The organism is Tenacibaculum aquimarinum, assembly GCF_022478115.1.
Classification (GTDB): domain Bacteria; phylum Bacteroidota; class Bacteroidia; order Flavobacteriales; family Flavobacteriaceae; genus Polaribacter; species Polaribacter aquimarinum_A.
In genome coordinates this window covers 1270627-1288669 of record NZ_JAKGSC010000001.1, presented here as the reverse complement: position 1 = coordinate 1288669, position 18043 = coordinate 1270627, and the positions used below count along the sequence as shown (strand labels likewise).

Genomic DNA, 18043 nt, shown 5'->3' with positions numbered 1-18043 from the left:
AATTCAAGTGCTGTTTCTGTAACTGTAAACGCTTTAGACGATGCTTCATTTAATTATTCAGCTGCTGCGTATTGTGCAGATGATACAGATCCAACGCCAACTATTACTGGTCTTAATGGTGGAAGTTTCTCTTCTACAAGTGGATTATCAATAAATAGTGGAACTGGTGCAATTGATGTATCAGCTTCAACTCCTGGAACATATTCTGTAACCTATACAACTAGTGGAACCTGTCCGAATTCAACTTCAGTTTCTGTAACTGTAAATGCGTTAGATGATGCTTCGTTTAATTATGGAGCTGCAACTTACGATGTGAATGATTCTGACCCTACTCCAAATTTCTCTGGTTTAACAGGTGGAGCATTTACATCTACAACTGGAATTGTTTTAAATTCTAGTGATGGAACTATTGATTTATCTGCCTCTGAACCTGGAAGCTATGTAATTACTTATACAGTAACTGGAACTTGTAACACAGTAATGAAAACTCAAAATGTAGAAATTACTGGAACTGTTTTAGATATTGATGATGAAGAACTAACCTCTAAATTTACGATTTACCCAAATCCAACAATAAATATTGTTAAAATAAAAAGCAATAAAACAATTACAAGAGTAATTGTACACGACATCATTGGACGTAGAATAAAATCAGTTAAATTGGATGATGAGAAACAAATAGACTTATCGGAATTAGATAGAGCAACGTATTTACTTACATTCTTTAACGAAGGTGAAATGTTAGGAACAAAAACTGTTATAAAAAAATAAACTATATACAAACCTAAAATTGTAGACTAATATTATCTACTTTATTTAAAACATATATAGAAACAAAACGAGTTATAAAAAAACCGCTAGATAAATCTAGCGGTTTTTTTATACACTTAAAACTAAGTATTACTTCTTTTTTTGTTTTTTTAGCTCTCCTGCGTGGTTCTCTATAATTTCCTCATCTCTATATTTACAACAAGGATGTACAGAATTATAAGCCTCATCTGTAGCTACAAAACCTTTAGAATCGTGCCCAACAGCAGCAACACTCTTTTGAACATTTTCTACAGAAGTTTTACGTTCATCTAAAATTAAACTTAATTTATGTGTATTAACATTCCAACTTGCAAACTTTACACCTTTGGTTTTTAAAGCTGCAGTTTCAATTCTTTTTTTACACATACCACAAATTCCATCTACTTCTAAAGATACTTTTGCATTTTTCTTTTGTGCGTTTGCAGTTATTCCGAAGAAAAACAAACTAACTATTACTAATACTTTTTTCATTTTTATTGATTTTTAATTAAGTTTAAAACGTAATCCGCCATAAAACATCTGTCCAAAAATTGGTGCATATACTATTGTAGTATCAAAATTTGCGCCAAATGGATCATCATTTGCTAAAATAGGATTTTTCTGTTTGTAATTTGTTAAGTTTTCTCCCCCAACATATACTTCAAATTTATCAGAAAAAACTTTTGTTACCTGAGCGTTTAACAAGCTATACGAATCTGAATATTCTGATAATTGATATTGAACTGGGTTTGTACTTGTATTTGGCAGTCTTTGTTCTCCTATTAAATTATAGGTTACATCAAACTTCCAATACTTTTTAATCTCTTCATCTTTAATAGTTTCGTATGAAACATTAGCAAAAAAACGATGATTTGGAGTTAATGGCTTAATTGCTTTACCTGACTGATAATCAGTTTCAATATCATAATACTTGTACGCTAATCGCATATTAAAATACTTTATAATATTATAGTTTATTTCAGTTTGAAAACTATTTGCATAACTTTTTCCTTCTAAATTATAGAATGCTATTTCTTGTGGATTCTCCCAATCTACTACAACTTGATTCTGAAAATCTGTTCTGTAAAAATCAAAGGTTATGTCTCCTTTTTTATCAAATAAATTAAATCCCTGTAAATACGAAACTCCATAATTCCATGCTACTTCTGGATCTAATCCGTAAATTTTTCCACCAGTACTTTGCACATCTATTTTTCTTGAACTTGCAAATAATTGTTGATTTTCTGCAAAAATGTTAGCTGCTTTTCTCCCTTGCCCAATTGAAGCTCTTAGAACTCCTTTTTCCCAAGGAGCATAACGCATATGAAAACGTGGTGTAACAAACGTTCCTAATAAATTATGAGTATCTAAACGCAAACCAGCCGTAAAACTAAAGTCGTCCAAATTATCGAAAGCGTATTCAAAAAAGCCTCCAAATGAGTTTTCTTTTCTAGAGTAATCAGTAATATTAACCAATTCATCATACACATCATAGGCAAAATTAATTCCGACAGAAAACTTATTTCTTGTATCTCCAATTATTGAATTAAATAATAAGTTTGAATATATACTCTGATGTTTAATATCATACCTATTTAATCCAAAATAAGAATCTTGATTATGGTTACTATATGCTAATTGAAATCCGAAACTTTGAAATGGTAATTCTGGAAAAACATAACCTAATTTTAACGAAGTATCAAAACGTTTGGTTTTAATTTCACTACCCCAAGCATTTGTTGTTCCTTTATCTGTTATAGGATTAAAATCGATTTCACCGGTTTGTTTTTCATCATTCATGTATCTAAAATTAATGAAACTTACCCAGCCTTTTTCGGCATCTGTATATTGCCAACGGTTCATAATGTTTATTTGTTCCGCAAGCGGATTGTCTAAAAAATTATCGTTATTTCTATCAAATTTTTCGCCTCGATAATCTCCATGAATATACAAGCCTGTTTGCCATTTATCAGAGACTTTTTGATTAAAATGAGTATTCAATTCTAATCTTCCTCCTAAAGAACCATAAGCGTTTAAAAAGAATTTATTATCCGTATAAGGTTTTACTAACTCTGCATTTATTTGCCCAGAAATACTTTCAAATCCATTAATTACACTTCCTGCTCCTTTGGTTATTTGGATACTCTCTACCCAAGTTCCTGGGGTAAATGTAAGTCCAAAAACTTGTGCTGCTCCTCTTATTGAAGGAATATTCTCTTGTGAAATTAACAAATACGGACTTTTTAAGCCCAACATTTGTATTTGTTTTGTTCCTGTTAATGCATCTGAAAAATTAACATCTATTGATGGATTTGTTTCAAAACTTTCAGCCAAATTACAACAAGCAGCTTTCAGTAATTCTTCGCTATTTACTGTAAATACATTTGCTGTTTGCAAGAAAGATTTCTGCGTGGCTTTTTTCTTAACAGACACACTAACTTCATCTAAAGTACTTTGATCTGTAATAAAATGATGAATTGGTTTTAAACTAGTAATATTAATTGTGTCCGTTTTATAACCAATAAAACTTACTACCAGCTTTTTATAACTTGATTTATATGGAATTTTAAACCATCCTTTTTCATCTGTGGTTGCTCCAACTGTTGTGTTTAACCAATAAACATTGGCGCCAAAAACACCTAAATTGTCTTTTGGATTTGTTTTATCCATTATCATTCCTCTTAATTCTTGCTGAGAAAATGATAAAAATGGAATTAGCATACATATGCCAATTATATATTTTTTCATTTATATTAATTTTATTTATTAAATAGACTTATTTTCATCTAAAAAGATGAATTTTATCGCATTAAAAATAAAATCAGATTAAAAAAGACTGGTAAAAAACCTGGTAATCTCTATCGAGATTTGGTGGTGGAGATTGATATTCAAACAAAGATCTATCCTGCTCACTATTTGAAAGTAAGTCAACATAGGCAATTACAAATGAAATTATAAATTGCTGATCTTTAAAAGTTATTTTATGTATTGAGTTTTGTTGCAATTCATCTTGCCCTTTTACTTGCTCGACTTCATTTTTACAACATTTTTTCATTTGCACAACATTAGATGTGCCATTGTCCATGTTGCACTCTTTAGCATCTCCTGTGTAAGAAACATCTACTAAAAAATCTCCACAGTAATGCTTTTCAACCGTAAAAGAAAAGGTTGAAAACAACACTAAAAAGGCTAGTATTACAGAAGTTATATTTTTTAAAAACTGCTTCATTTAAGTTGCAAATTTACAACACTAAATTTTAAAACTATGTTAAAGTTCTTTTTCTTGTATTATTTGATAATACAAAGCTGGCAAAAGCACCAATAAAATTAATGGATGAATTATAAATCGTCTGATATAAAAAGGTAATAAATGACCTGAAGAAAAATTATCTTTCAATAAAAAATAAAAGACAAGACTTAAAATAATAAATGCAACTCCATAAAATATTGCTGAAAACTTTACAAAATCAACTCTTTTAAAAACCAACCAAATAATGCCTAAAGAAATAACTGTGTTTATTAAAAAACGATAGAACATATTTAAAAACAACTTCCAATAGACAACGCTTTCTGGAGAAATATGTAAATATTCATCTTCAAAATAACTAGTCATTGGATCGTAAAACATTTTAGTTGAAAAAGCTCTGACTAAAATCAACAAGAAGAACAAAAAAGCAATAACTAAATAGTTGTATTTTTTTTTCATTTTTTTGCTGTTGAAAATTTATTCACCCAAATAACCCATAACAGAAAGACAGCTCCATAGATTATTGCAGGAAAAAGCAACTTATGCAAAAACATTTCTTGTTCTGGATACTTATCTAACATTATACAAATAACAACTATTCTTACAATATTAATAATCCAAATAAAAATAGTTCCAAAAAGCATATACAACAATGTTGCTTTAAAACTTCCTGAAAAAGCAATAATAAATGCTATGAAAAGAATTATTAAACTAACGGAATTACAACCTTCAACAATTTTACCTACATAATTACCATTTAATGCTAAAAAAATAGAAAGTTCTTCTGGATGTTGTACTTTTTCTACTTGATACCCAAAAAGCTCTAAACCCCATGCAGATTGTTTTGCTACCAACTGTGTAACTGGTGCATTTACAAATGGATCTAGTTGTTGATTTCTTTTTAAGTAACTAGAATAAATTGCAAATAACACAAAATACGTTGCAAAAAATTTAAGTAAAAAAAGAAGTACTTTTTTATGTTTTTTTAGCGTTAAAATCATTTATTTTTGCATCCTTATATTGAACGAAGATACTAAGATAATGAATATAGAAATATTAAAATCTAAAATTGATTCTATAATAGAATCAACTAGCTTAAAAGAAGATAAATTACAACAGATTTGTGATTACTTAGAAGCACAAATTACGTATTATGATTGGGTTGGATTTTACTTTAAAAACGGAGATAAAGAAGAATTAAAACTAGCTCAATATACTGGTGAAGAAACTGAACACACTATAATTCCTTTTGGAAAAGGAATTTGCGGGCAAGTTGCTGTTAGTAATGAGAATTTTGTTGTGCAAGATGTTTCTAGTCAAGATAATTACATTTCTTGTGGCTGGAAAGTAAAAAGCGAAATTGTAATTCCAATTTTTGTTGAAGGTGAAAATATTGGTCAAATAGACATCGATTCTCACACAGTAAACCCATTTACAAAAGATGATGAAAATCTTTTAGAATATATATGTGAAAAAGTTTCAAAAATAGTGTAACTAGCTAATTACTTGCTTTATAATTATTTTTTATTTAAGTTTGTTGAACATATTAACTAAATTATTAATTCATCAATCCCTTAAACATGAATAATAAAAACCAAACAACCTATTCTACAATAATAGGCACTAGTACTTCTCACTACCACAAAAAACCAACTATACTTAGAAAAGTAGTTAATTGGATCTATAATTTTATAGAAAAAGCAGAATAATTTTTTTTTCAAAAAATCCCCCACGAAATGAAAAAACAAACAATTTTAAAAAAGTTAATTTCTAACTTTTACAAGAAACCTAGCAAACAGCCTAAAGACTACAATATGTTATTGTCAGATTTTAAAGAAAAAATGATGGCTAAATAATTGTTAATTACTACACCTTTTTGTGAGTATCTTTTTATTGTTATACCGCTAAGGTTTTAGTAGCTTTGCGTGCTTAACAACACAACACTAAATGAGCACTGCAAAAACAATTAAATCCGCATTAATTTCGGTATTTCACAAAGATGGCTTAGCGCCAATTGTACAAAAACTAAACGAATTAAACGTAACAATTTACTCTACTGGGGGAACAGAAAAATTCATTAAAGAATTAGGCATAGACGTAGTTCCTGTTGATGAAGTTACTTCTTACCCTTCTATTTTAGGAGGAAGAGTTAAAACTTTACACCCAAAAGTTTTTGGAGGAATTTTAAACAGACAAGATAACGAAAGTGATATTGCTGAATTAGCAGAATATCAAATTCCACAAATAGATTTAGTAATTGTAGATTTATATCCGTTTGAAAAAACTGTAGCATCTGGAGCACCAGAACAAGATATCGTTGAAAAAATTGATATCGGCGGAATTTCTTTAATTAGAGCTTCAGCAAAAAACTTTAAAGACACCTTTACTGTTTCTTCAATGGATCAATATGAAGAGTTCTTAAGTATTCTTTCTGAAGATAACGGAACAACTTCAATTGAACAAAGAAAGAAGTTTGCTGCAAAATCTTTTAATATTTCATCTCATTACGATACTGCAATCTTTAATTATTTTAATGAAGATGAAGTAGTTTTTAAAGCAAGCCAAACAATCTCTAAAACCTTACGTTATGGCGAAAACCCACATCAAAAAGGGTATTTCTTTGGAGATTTAGATGCAATGTTCGACAAATTACATGGTAAAGAATTAAGCTACAACAATCTTTTAGACGTAGATGCAGCTGTTAATTTGATGGCAGAGTTTAAAGGTGAAGCGCCAACTTTTGCAATTTTAAAACACAACAATGCATGTGGTTTTGCGCAAAGAGAAACTATACACCAAGCTTATGTAGACGCTTTAGCTGGTGATCCTGTTTCTGCCTTTGGCGGAATATTAATTGCTAATACAACTATTGATAAAGACACCGCAGAAGAAATTCATAAATTATTTTGCGAAGTTGTAATTGCACCTAGTTATACAGACGAAGCTCTTGCAGCTTTAAAAGGGAAAAAGAACAGAGTTATTTTAATTCAGAAAGAAGTAGAATTACCAACCCAAACAGTTAGAACTTGCTTAAACGGTAATTTAGTTCAAGACAAAGACTTTATAACTGATAAATTAGAAGATTTATCTTACCCAACTAACAATAAACCGTCAGAAAGTGAGTTAGAAGATTTATTGTTTGCTTCTAAATTGTGTAAAAACACAAAGTCTAACACTATAATTTTAGTAAAAAACAAACAATTATTAGCTGGAGGAACTGGTCAAACAAGCAGAGTTGATGCTTTAAAACAAGCCATTGAAAAAGCAACCTCATTTAATTTCGATTTAAAAGGTGCTGTTATGGCAAGTGATGCTTTTTTCCCATTTCCAGATTGTGTAGAAATTGCAGATAATGCAGGTATAAAAAGTGTAATACAACCTGGTGGATCTATAAAAGATGAACTAAGTATTAACTATTGTAATGACAATAATGTTTCAATGGTTTTTACTGGCGTAAGACATTTTAAACATTAACAATTACAAGTTAAAACAACACATTTTTTTTGTAAATTTGTGAGATTACAATAATAAAAGAAACAAAGATATTTTATGGGTTTTTTCGATTTTATGACAGAAGACATTGCTATTGATTTAGGAACTGCAAATACACTAATTATCCACAACGGAAAAGTAGTTATAGACAGTCCTTCAATAGTAGCAAGAAATAGAGCTACTGGAAAAATTATTGCAATTGGAAAAGAAGCCAATTTAATGCAAGGAAAAACCCATGAAAATATTAAAACAATTAGACCATTAAAAGATGGTGTAATTGCAGATTTTCAAGCTTCTGAAGAAATGATTAAGGAATTTGTTAAACAAATTCCAGCAATAAAAAAGAAGCTTTTTCCACCTTCATTACGTATGGTTATTTGTATTCCTTCAGGAATTACAGAAGTTGAAAAACGTGCAGTAATAGATTCTGCTCGACATATGAACGCTAAAGAAATCTACTTAATTTACGAACCAATGGCTGCAGCTATTGGTGTTGGTGTTGATATTATGGAACCAAAAGGTAACATGATTATTGACATAGGTGGAGGAACAACAGAAATTGCAGTAATTGCACTTGCTGGTATCGTTTGCGATCAATCAGTAAAAGTAGCAGGAGATTTATTTACGAGTGATATTATGTATTACATGCGTACACAACACAACTTACACGTTGGTGAAACAACTGCTGAAAAAATTAAAATAACAATTGGAGCAGCTACTGAAGATTTAGAAACTCCTCCAGATGACATGTTAGTTCAAGGTAGAGATTTATTGAGCGGAAAGCCTAAACAAGTACAGGTTTCTTATAGAGAAATAGCAAAAGCTTTAGATAAATCTATCTTACGTATTGAAGACGCTGTAATGGAAACACTATCTAAAACTCCACCAGAATTAGCCGCAGATATTTACAATACTGGAATATATTTAGCTGGTGGTGGATCTATGTTAAGAGGTTTAGATAAACGTCTTTCTAGAAAAACAGACTTACCTGTTTATGTAGCAGAAGATCCTTTACGCGCCGTTGTTAGAGGTACTGGAATGGCACTTAAAGATTTAGAAAAATACAAGAACGTTTTGATTAAGTAAAAAATATAATTCATGCAACAGCTTATTTATTTCTTTCAGAAATATAAATATTTTTTATTTTTTTTGCTGTTAGAATTTATAGCTTTTGCTTTAATTATTAACAATAACAGCTTTCATAAAAGTAAATTTGTAAGTTCTACAAATGGAATTACTGGAGGGCTTTTAGACACATCGTCAGAAATTTCAGACTACTTTAACCTTGAAACTCAAAACCAAGTTTTGGTTGAAGAGAATATTAGATTAAAAAACTTACTTGAGCAGTTACAGGTTTCTTCAGACAGTATTTTAGAAACAACTATTATAGATTCAACAAAATACAATCAACATTTCACCAATATAAATGCTAAAATAACAGCAAATCAATATCACAAGGCAAACAATTTTTTAACCATTAATCGAGGAACAAAGCACGGAATTACAACCGAAATGGCTGTTATCAATGGAAAAGGAATAATTGGAATTACAGAAAATGTTGGTAATGGGCACTCAAGAATTCAATCTTTATTAAATAGACACAGTAAAATTAATGCACGTTTTAAAAATAGCAACTATTTTGGAACGTTAGAATGGGACGGAAAAGATTACAATACTGTGCAATTAAAAGATATACCAAGACAAGCTGTTTCTAAAATTGGTGATACAATTATAACCGGAGGAATGTCTACCATTTTTCCTGAAGGAATACTTATTGGAACAATTATTAATATTCCTGAAAAACATACTGCCTCAAATACACTAGATGTTAAGTTATTTAACGACATGAGTAATTTAAATCAAGTTTATGTGGTAAAAAACTTACACAAAAAAGAACTCCAAAACTTAAGTAATGAATAAAACAATTTACATCTCTTTATTGTTTATTTTCTTGCTTTTTTTACAAGTATTTATCTTAAACAACATTCTTTATTTAGGATATGTAAACCCATATCTATATATAGCTTTTGTTTTTTTATATCCACTTCGCGAAAATAGATTCCCTTTTTTAATTTTAAGCTTTTTATTAGGTTTGTTTGTAGATTTTTTCTCAAATTCCGGAGGTGTACACGCTTTTTCAATAGTACTTATCGCCTATTTTAGAATTTATTTAATACATTCTATTTTCAAAAAGAATACACAAGATTATCAACTATTTAACTTAAGATTAGAATCTTTTGGAAATGTTTTTAACTACATAACAATTTTAACAATACTTCATCATTTTATATTGTTTACTTTAATTAACTTTAGCTTTCAAAACTTTACGCATGTAATTTTAAACACACTTCTATCAAGTGTTTTTACACTTATACTATTCTTTTTAGGAAACTATATTTTTAGCCCAAAACAACAATAAATGAAAAGAAGTTATTTATTGATTTTCTTAATACTAGTTATTAGTATTATTTTTATTGGAAGACTTTTTCAATTACAAATTATAAATGGATCAAACTATAATCCTACTAAAAACTCTGCAGTAAAAATTGTTTATGACTACCCAGAAAGAGGACATGTTTTTGACCGAAACGGGAAACTAATAGTTGCCAACCAACTTTCTTACGACGTAATGGTAACCCCAAAAGATGTAGAACCTTTAGATACTTTAGAGTTTTGTTCTTTTTTAAAAATTGATAAAGAGGACTTTAAAAAACGTTTTGCAAAAGCTGAAAAATATGCGCGCTGGCTACCATCAGTATTTTTAAAACAACTTTCTAAAGAAGACTTTGCTTTTCTTCAAGAAAAACTACATAAATACAAAGGTTTTTATATTCAAAAAAGGATAATTAGAAATTACCCGGAAAAATCAGCAGCTAACGTTGTTGGATATATTAGTGAAGTTAACGAATACACTGCCAGAAATAGTGATGATTATGAACAAGGGGAGTTAATTGGTTCTTGGGGAGTTGAAAAACAATATGAAAAAATATTGCGAGGAATAAAAGGTAAAAAACACTTAAAGAGGAATAATCTTAATAAAATTATCGGTTCTTTTAAAAATGGACTATACGACACAACAGCTTTAGCAGGTAAGGATTTAACACTAACCATAGATAGTGATTTACAAAAATATGGTGAATTGTTAATGACTGGTAAACGAGGTGGAATAGTTGCTATTGAACCCTCAAGCGGAGAAATACTAGCATTAATTACCGCACCAAGCTACGACCCCAATTTAATGGTTGGTAGAAAACGTAAAAAACAATCTAGCATACTGTTTAACGACTCTATTAACAACCCCATGATTGACCGCGGACTGCAAGCAAGTTATGCTCCAGGATCTCCCTTTAAAATGATCAATGGATTAATTGGATTACAAGAAAATGTAGTTGACGAAAATTTCTCTGTCTATTGTCATCATGGATATCGATACGGTCGAAGAAAGAATGCTTTTATGGGTTGTCATTGTGGCATTACTGGACGACCAATTAAACTTAAAACAGCTATTGCAAAATCTTGTAACACCTATTTTGCAACTACCTATAGAAAAATTATTGACAAATATGAAACCTCGTCTAAAGGAATGGATGCTTGGGCAAACCATGCTAAAAGCTTTGGCTTAGGTGATTTTTTAGGATATGATTTACCTTCAGGACAGAAAGGAAGGATTCCAGACGGCAAGTATTATAGTGATAATTATGATTTTAGATGGGGAGCAACAACAACTATTTCAAACGCAATTGGTCAAGGTGAAGTGGAAACAACACCTATTCAATTAGCAAATGTAACAGCAGCAATTGCAAATAGAGGCTACTTTTACACACCACATATTGTAAAAAAGATTGATGGACAAAATATAGATAACACGAATTACACTATACCTAAAAAAACAACTATAGATTCTCAACACTTTACCCCAGTTGTAGAAGCAATGTATGAAGTTTTTAAAACCGGAACTGGTAAATATAGCCAAGTAAAAGGAATAGAAATCTGTGGAAAAACAGGTACTGTAGAAAATTTTATAAGAGTTGAAGGAAAAAAAAATCAGTTAGATGATCATTCTATATTTATGGCATTTGCACCGAGAGAAAATCCTCAAATTGCATTAGCAATATTTGTAGAAAATGGTGGTTATGGTTCTACAATTGCTGCACCAATTACAAGTTTAATGATTGAAAAGTATTTAAATGGTGAAATCTCTAATGCAACAAAACATAGAGAATCAAAAATGATTAATACTAGTTTGCAAAAAATATACAATAAACAAATTCAAAAACCAGATTCTCTTGCGTCAGGAACGAAATAACATATTTTTAGGCATAGATTGGATACTTGTTGCCTTATACGCTACACTAGTTATTTTTGGGTGGATGAACATTTATGCCGCTTCTACAACTCCAGAAAACAATGATTTTTTAGATTTTTCAACAAAATATGGAAAACAACTAATTTTTATTATTCTATCTATTCCTCTAATTATTTTAATCTTATTTCTAAACTCTAAGTTTTACGAGCGCTTCTCTAGTGTTCTATATATATTCTCCTTAGTATTACTCGCAGGTTTGTTTCTTTTCGGAAAAAACATTAATGGAGCTACTTCCTGGTACAACTTTGGCAATATTGGTTTACAACCTTCCGAGTTTGCAAAAGCATTTACTGCTTTAGCAGTAGCAAAGTTACTAAGTGATAGAAATTACAACCTAAAGCTTATAAAAAACCAAATAAAAGCATTTATAGTAATCTTTATTCCTGCTTTTTTAATTGCATTACAACCAGACATGGGCTCTGTACTTATCTATTTGGCTTTCTTTTTTGTTTTTAACAGAGAAGGTCTAACATTAAATTATATTATTTTTGGAGCAATTACAGTGCTTTTATTTTTACTAACAATATACTTTGGTGCCTTCTGGGTTTTAATAATCTCTTTTCTATTAATAACCTGTTACACTATTTATGCTATTTATAGAAATAAACGCTTTTTACGTTTCAATTGGCCTAAAATAGTTGGCTTATACACTGCTGTTGGTTTGTTTATTATTGCATTTGGATTTATATTTAACAATGTATTTAAACAACACCATAGAGATCGATTTGATGTTCTCTTAGGAAAAAAAGTAGATATCAAAAGAATTGGCTACAACTCTCACCAAGCGGAATTAACAATTAGTTCTGGTGGTTTTTTAGGGAAAGGATATTTACAGGGAGATAGAACTCAAGGAAATTTTGTTCCAGAACAGCATACAGATTATATTTTCAGTACAGTTGGAGAAGAATGGGGCTTTTTAGGAAGCAGTCTTGTAATTATTCTTTTTGTTGTTTTACTGTATCGAGTTATCTACTTATCCGAAACTACAACAAATAAATTTGGACGAATTTACGGTTACGGTGTAGCTTCTATTATATTTTTTCACCTTTTAGTTAATGTTGGTATGGTAATAGGTTTATTTCCTACGGTTGGTATCCCGCTGCCTTTTTTTAGTTATGGAGGTTCTTCTTTATGGGGATTTACAGTATTACTTTTTATATTTATAAGACTGGATGCTCATAAAAAATACGATTGGTAGCATATTACAATCTACACTTTATTAACTTGTTTAGCCCAGATTGAAGCGACATCCTTTTTATACTTAACTAGATTAGGTGACATTGCGAGGAACGAAGTAATCTGTTTTTAAATTATTAGATTGCCACAGTTTACAAAAAGTAAACTTAGCCAATGACAGCATAAAAAGATATAGCGAAAAGCAGGAAATAGCTTCTTATACTTTAGACTACACTTAAATATAAAGCAAAAAAACGCTCTGAAAAATCAGAGCGTTTTTAAATAAGAATAAATTCTTAATTATTTCTTATAAAGTTGCTACTTGCTTAGTCAATTTAGACTTTAAGTTTGCTGCTTTATTCTTATGAATAATGTTGTTCTTTGCTAATTTGTCTAACATAGAAATAACTTTAGTTAACATACCTTCAGCTTCTTTCTTATCTGAAGATGCGCGTAAATCTCTTACAGCATTACGTGTAGTTTTATGCTGATATTTGTTACGTAATCTCTTAGCTTCGTTACTTCTAATTCTCTTTAATGCTGACTTGTGATTTGCCATCTTACTTTTTTCTTATTTAGTTTATATAAAACTTTGTAGTCCGTACGGGAATCGAACCCGTGTTACATGGATGAAAACCATGCGTCCTAACCCCTAGACGAACGGACCAGTAGCAATCAATCTTATCGATTGCGGGTGCAAATATACAACGTTTTTCAACATTTGCAATAATTTTTTTAAAAAAATTAAAAAAAAATTTAATTCTTAATATGCTTTAGCAAATAAAACTCTTTTTGAAGACGGTTTTCCTGAGTAAACACAGCTTCCAGACTCTTCTTTTGCATCATTAGGTATACACCTTATTGTAGCTTTTGTAAGTTCTTTTATCTTATCTTCTGTCTCTATTGTACCATCCCAATGTGCTAAAACAAAACCTCCTTTAGTTTCTAATGCTTCTTTAAACTCATCAAAAGTTGTTACTTCTGTTGTATGCTCATCTCTATACGAAAGTGCCTTCTTAAATAAATTCTCTTGAATTTCTTCTAAAAGTGCTGCAACAAAATCTACAACTTCATCTTGAGAAACGGTTTGTTTTTCTAAGGTATCTCTACGAGCTACCTCAACAGTATTATTTTCTAAATCTCTATTTCCTATTGCAATTCTTACAGGAACTCCTTTTAATTCGTATTCAGCAAACTTTGCTCCTGGTCTATAAGTATCTCTATCATCAAATTTTACTGAGATTCCTTTAGCTTTTAACTCTTTAGTAAAAACATTAACTTTCTCAGAAATAGCCGCTAATTGCTCTTCTCCTTTATATATAGGAACAATAGCTACTTGTATTGGTGCTAATTTTGGAGGTAAAACTAACCCTAAATCATCTGAATGCGTCATTATTAAACCACCAATTAAACGTGTAGAAACTCCCCAAGAAGTTGCCCAAACGTATTCTTGCTTTCCTTCTTTAGAAGTATATTTAACGTCAAATGCTTTGGCAAAATTTTGCCCTAAAAAGTGAGATGTTCCTGCCTGTAAAGCTTTACCATCTTGCATTAAAGCCTCAATTGTGTACGTTTCATCTGCTCCTGCAAAACGCTCGCTTTCTGACTTTGCTCCTTTTACAACTGGCATTGCCATAAAGTTTTCTGCAAAGGTTGCATATACTTCTTGCATTTGCTTAGATTCTGAAACAGCTTCTTCTTTTGTTGTATGTGCAGTATGTCCTTCTTGCCATAAAAACTCTGCAGTTCTTAAAAATAAACGCGTACGCATTTCCCAACGAACAACATTTGCCCATTGATTTATTAGTAATGGTAAATCTCTATGAGATTGCACCCATCCTTTAAAGGTATTCCATATAATTGCTTCTGATGTTGGTCTTACTACTAACTCTTCTTCTAGTTTAGCTTCAGGATCTACACGTAGTTTCCCTTCATTTTCTGGGTCGTTTTGTAAACGATAATGAGTTACAACTGCACATTCTTTTGCAAAACCTTCTGCATTTTTTTCCTCAGCTTCAAATAAACTTTTAGGAACAAAAAGAGGGAAATATGCATTTACGTGTCCTGTTTCTTTAAACATTCTATCTAATTCTGCCTGCATGTTCTCCCAAATAGCATAACCATATGGTTTAATTACCATACAACCGCGTACTGCAGAATTTTCAGCTAAATCAGCTTTTACAACTAGTTCATTATACCATTTCGAATAATCTTCGGAACGCTTTGTCAATTTTTTACTCATAATCAGAAGTTTGGCACAAAACTTGCTACCTAAATAAATGTAATTTGTGTTTGCAAAATTGTGATTTTTATTAAAATCGACACAAAACTACACTAAAAAAGGTAAGTTGCCTAACAGTTAGTTTTAATTTTGTAAATTATGAATTTAAAAAGAACAAAAGAAAAAACCTTAAATACTAGAAAACATGAAGTTACATTACGCCAACACCAAGCTTCCACTTTATATGTTATCATTTTTAATGCTAACTACTTTAATTTCTTGCGGAACTGCGCAAACTGTAACTAATAGCGAAGATGGTATCTACGCTGATAGTAATTCTGAAACCGAAGGGAGAAGAGTTATTCTTGCAGATCAAAAAGAATATAGAGAATATAACGACAACTATTTTACAAAAGAATTACAACGTTTAGATGAACTAAACGGTTCTGATATTATAACAGATATTGACAGCTATAAATCTTATGGCAATGAAGATGAGGAGTATGAAGAAAAAATTTACGAAGATGATTCTCAATCTAGAATAACTTATAATGAACCTTGGGGTTATGACAACGCGGATGTTGTTATAAATATTAATACCGGTTTTGGTTACAACTCTTATTGGGACTCACCTTTCTACGGTTATGGATATGGATGGAACCGCTGGAATAGATGGAATCGTTGGAATAGATGGGGATATAATTCATGGCATCCTTATCATTATGGAGGTTATTGGAATACTGGATTTTATGGTGGTGGATTTGCTTACTACGGAAATCCTTATTATTCCCCATTCAGATATGGGAATTACTACAGAAACACTCGTAGAGGAGCAAATTCTTACAGAGGAAGATATAGTGTAGCTTCTAATACTAGAAGAGGATACACTAACAACAGAAGAGTAAATACACCAACTAGAACCATTCGTTCTACTAGAAACGGAAGAACTGTTAATTCTACAAGGTCTAAAAGAACCATAAGAAAATATAATAGTAACGGAAAAATACGTTCTACAAGAAGTACACGAAATACAAGAAATATTAAACCTTCTAAACGAGTAAGAAACACACGTACAAACAGAACCGGAGGCGTAAAAAACACTAGAAATACAAAATCTACTAGAAACGTAAGAAGTACAACTCCAACAAGAAGCACAAAGAGATACTCTCAAAATTCTAAATCTACTCGTTCTTCTAGAAGCTATACTCCAAGTAGATCTTCTTCATCAAGAAGTTCTTCTTCTAGAAGTACCAGCAGCAGAAGTTCATCATCTAGAAGCTCAGGAAGTAGAAGCTCATCTTCTAGAAGTAGTAGCAGAAAATAATATATTCTTAACCAATCTTTATAAAGTTAAGTAAAACGAATTAGCAAAAAAATGAAAAGATTTTTAACATTCGCGGCAATTGTCGCTACAGCTTTCACGTCCTATTCTCAATCTTTAGATTATAATGATTTAGGTATTTTATTTGGACAAGACAACAATTACGGAACCTCCAGATTTAACGCTATGAGTGGTGCTTTTGGAGCATTAGGAGGAGATGTTTCTTCTACAGGAATAAATCCAGCAGGCGCAGCAGTTGCAAACAATAGTATGTTTTCCGTAACATTAGGGAATAAAAATAACGATGTAAATGCAAGTTATTACGGCACTACATTTAATACAGAAGAAGACTATTTTAATATATCACAAGCTGGTGGAATACTTGTTTTTGACACAAACTCAAACTCTGGATGGAGTAATTTTGCACTATCTTTTAATTATAGATTGAAAAATAATTTTGAAAGTTATTTTGGTGTAGACGGAAATAGCGGAGAAGCATATTATAATATCCATCCTAATGACAACACGAATCCTCAAACAGAATTTAACAACGCACAAGAACAACGTTTTGAAAACTACTTAAACGGCGAATCTACTGTATTTACAATGGGAGTTTCTGCAGCACATGAAAATAAGTTATTTATTGGAGCAGCTGTAAATATTCACGATTTAAGATTTGGCCAAACCACTTATTTAGATGAGATAAACCAAGATACTAACGGTAACGATTTAACCATTTTATTAGACCAAAACACCTACATAGAAAGTAATGGTTTTTCTTTAAGTGCTGGTTTTATATACAAGCTACATCAAAATTTTAGAATTGGTCTAGCTTACGAAACACCAACTTGGTACAATGAAACTTTTGAAGATTACTATGAAGAGTATTCAGCAGAAAGTAATGGAATACCAAACTACTCTGAAACAATTCAAGAACTAGTTGCATACAGCTTTAGAACACCTGGTAAATTAACTGCAAGTAGTGCTATAATTTTTGACAAGCAAGGATTAATCAGTTTGGATTATACTTACAAAGATTACTCTAACACTAAATTCACTAGCAACGGATTTAATAACACTAATCAAGATTACAAAACATATTACAAAGCAACTCATGCTGTTAACATTGGTACAGAATGGCGTTTTGACAGAATGAGCCTAAGAGCTGGTTATCATTACGAACAAAGCCCAATTAAAGATGCTTTAGACGAAGATAATTTAAGCGGTTATTCTGCTGGTTTAGGTTACAATTTTGGTAAATTTAAATTTGATTTAGCTTATAGAAATTCTGGTGTAAACGCACCATATTCAATCTACAATAGCGCAACAATTAGCCCAATAGAATTAAATACAAACAACACAAGAATTACAGGTACCTTAACTTTTAATTTGTAGAAAGAATAAAAAGATAAAAAAATCCCGCTATTGCGG

The 18043-nt window shown here is 30.8% G+C and carries 17 protein-coding genes and 1 tRNA gene; 10 read left to right on the top strand and 8 right to left on the bottom strand.

Annotated features, from left to right (window positions below; translation table 11 throughout):
- A partial coding sequence (locus L1S33_RS06010) for a T9SS type A sorting domain-containing protein (RefSeq protein WP_240561627.1) occupies positions 1–771 on the top strand: 771 nt, incomplete at its 5' end.
- A gap of 129 nt (positions 772–900) precedes the next feature.
- On the opposite strand, the gene L1S33_RS06005 is transcribed toward L1S33_RS06010, so the two are convergent.
- From L1S33_RS06005 to xrtF, 5 genes are all read right to left on the bottom strand, one after another.
- Complete coding sequence (locus tag L1S33_RS06005) at positions 901–1281, bottom strand: heavy-metal-associated domain-containing protein (protein ID WP_240561626.1); 381 nt, start codon at positions 1279–1281, stop codon at positions 901–903.
- A gap of 12 nt (positions 1282–1293) precedes the next feature.
- Positions 1294–3537 carry a TonB-dependent receptor gene (locus L1S33_RS06000; protein WP_240561625.1) on the bottom strand — a complete coding sequence of 748 codons (2244 nt, stop codon included), beginning with the start codon at positions 3535–3537 and terminating at the stop codon, positions 1294–1296.
- A 73-nt stretch (positions 3538–3610) separates the two neighbouring features.
- Positions 3611–4018 (bottom strand): HYC_CC_PP family protein, encoded by a 408-nt coding sequence (locus L1S33_RS05995; RefSeq protein WP_240552929.1) that lies wholly within the window; start codon positions 4016–4018, stop codon positions 3611–3613.
- Positions 4019–4057: 39 nt separating this feature from the next.
- Positions 4058–4495, bottom strand: coding sequence for an exosortase F system-associated membrane protein (locus L1S33_RS05990; RefSeq protein WP_240561624.1), 438 nt, complete (start codon positions 4493–4495; stop codon positions 4058–4060).
- Positions 4492–5037, bottom strand: coding sequence for an exosortase family protein XrtF (gene xrtF / locus L1S33_RS05985; protein ID WP_240552931.1), 546 nt, complete (start codon positions 5035–5037; stop codon positions 4492–4494). Before xrtF ends, L1S33_RS05990 begins: the two co-directional genes overlap by 4 nt.
- 40 nt (positions 5038–5077) lie before the next feature.
- Between xrtF and L1S33_RS05980 the strand changes: the two genes are divergently transcribed.
- From L1S33_RS05980 to rodA, 7 genes are all read left to right on the top strand, one after another.
- On the top strand, positions 5078–5530 hold the full coding sequence (locus tag L1S33_RS05980) for a GAF domain-containing protein (RefSeq protein WP_240552932.1): 453 nt from the start codon (positions 5078–5080) through the stop codon (positions 5528–5530).
- Positions 5531–5983: 453 nt separating this feature from the next.
- The gene (gene purH / locus L1S33_RS05975; RefSeq protein WP_240561623.1) at positions 5984–7510 is read left to right on the top strand and encodes a bifunctional phosphoribosylaminoimidazolecarboxamide formyltransferase/IMP cyclohydrolase; all 1527 of its coding nucleotides are present in this window, start codon (positions 5984–5986) and stop codon (positions 7508–7510) included.
- 75 nt (positions 7511–7585) lie between these two features.
- Positions 7586–8614 carry a rod shape-determining protein gene (locus tag L1S33_RS05970; protein WP_240552934.1) on the top strand — a complete coding sequence of 343 codons (1029 nt, stop codon included), beginning with the start codon at positions 7586–7588 and terminating at the stop codon, positions 8612–8614.
- A 12-nt stretch (positions 8615–8626) separates the two neighbouring features.
- Positions 8627–9448, top strand: a complete 822-nt coding sequence (mreC, locus tag L1S33_RS05965; protein ID WP_240552935.1) for a rod shape-determining protein MreC — start codon at positions 8627–8629, stop codon at positions 9446–9448.
- Positions 9441–9947 carry a rod shape-determining protein MreD gene (mreD, locus tag L1S33_RS05960; protein ID WP_240552936.1) on the top strand — a complete coding sequence of 169 codons (507 nt, stop codon included), beginning with the start codon at positions 9441–9443 and terminating at the stop codon, positions 9945–9947. The genes mreC and mreD overlap by 8 nt, the downstream gene beginning before the upstream one ends.
- Positions 9948–11834 (top strand): penicillin-binding protein 2, encoded by a 1887-nt coding sequence (gene mrdA / locus L1S33_RS05955; protein ID WP_240561622.1) that lies wholly within the window; start codon positions 9948–9950, stop codon positions 11832–11834.
- Entirely contained in the window at positions 11815–13092 is a 1278-nt protein-coding gene (rodA, locus tag L1S33_RS05950) for a rod shape-determining protein RodA (protein WP_240561621.1), read from the top strand. Before mrdA ends, rodA begins: the two co-directional genes overlap by 20 nt.
- Positions 13093–13377: 285 nt before the next feature.
- On the opposite strand, the gene rpsT is transcribed toward rodA, so the two are convergent.
- From rpsT to proS, 3 genes are all read right to left on the bottom strand, one after another.
- The gene (rpsT, locus tag L1S33_RS05945) at positions 13378–13629 is read right to left on the bottom strand and encodes a 30S ribosomal protein S20 (protein WP_240552938.1); all 252 of its coding nucleotides are present in this window, start codon (positions 13627–13629) and stop codon (positions 13378–13380) included.
- Between the two features lie 36 nt (positions 13630–13665).
- Positions 13666–13737 (bottom strand) — tRNA-Glu (locus L1S33_RS05940).
- Between the two features lie 96 nt (positions 13738–13833).
- Positions 13834–15312: a proline--tRNA ligase gene (gene proS / locus L1S33_RS05935; protein ID WP_240552939.1), complete on the bottom strand. Its 1479-nt coding sequence runs from the start codon at positions 15310–15312 to the stop codon at positions 13834–13836.
- Positions 15313–15496: 184 nt separating this feature from the next.
- On the opposite strand from proS, the gene L1S33_RS05930 reads away from it, so the two are divergent.
- Positions 15497–16615: a hypothetical protein gene (locus L1S33_RS05930; RefSeq protein ID WP_240561620.1), complete on the top strand. Its 1119-nt coding sequence runs from the start codon at positions 15497–15499 to the stop codon at positions 16613–16615.
- 51 nt (positions 16616–16666) lie between these two features.
- Positions 16667–18007 carry an OmpP1/FadL family transporter gene (locus tag L1S33_RS05925; protein WP_240561619.1) on the top strand — a complete coding sequence of 447 codons (1341 nt, stop codon included), beginning with the start codon at positions 16667–16669 and terminating at the stop codon, positions 18005–18007.
- Positions 18008–18043: the final 36 nt, after the last annotated feature.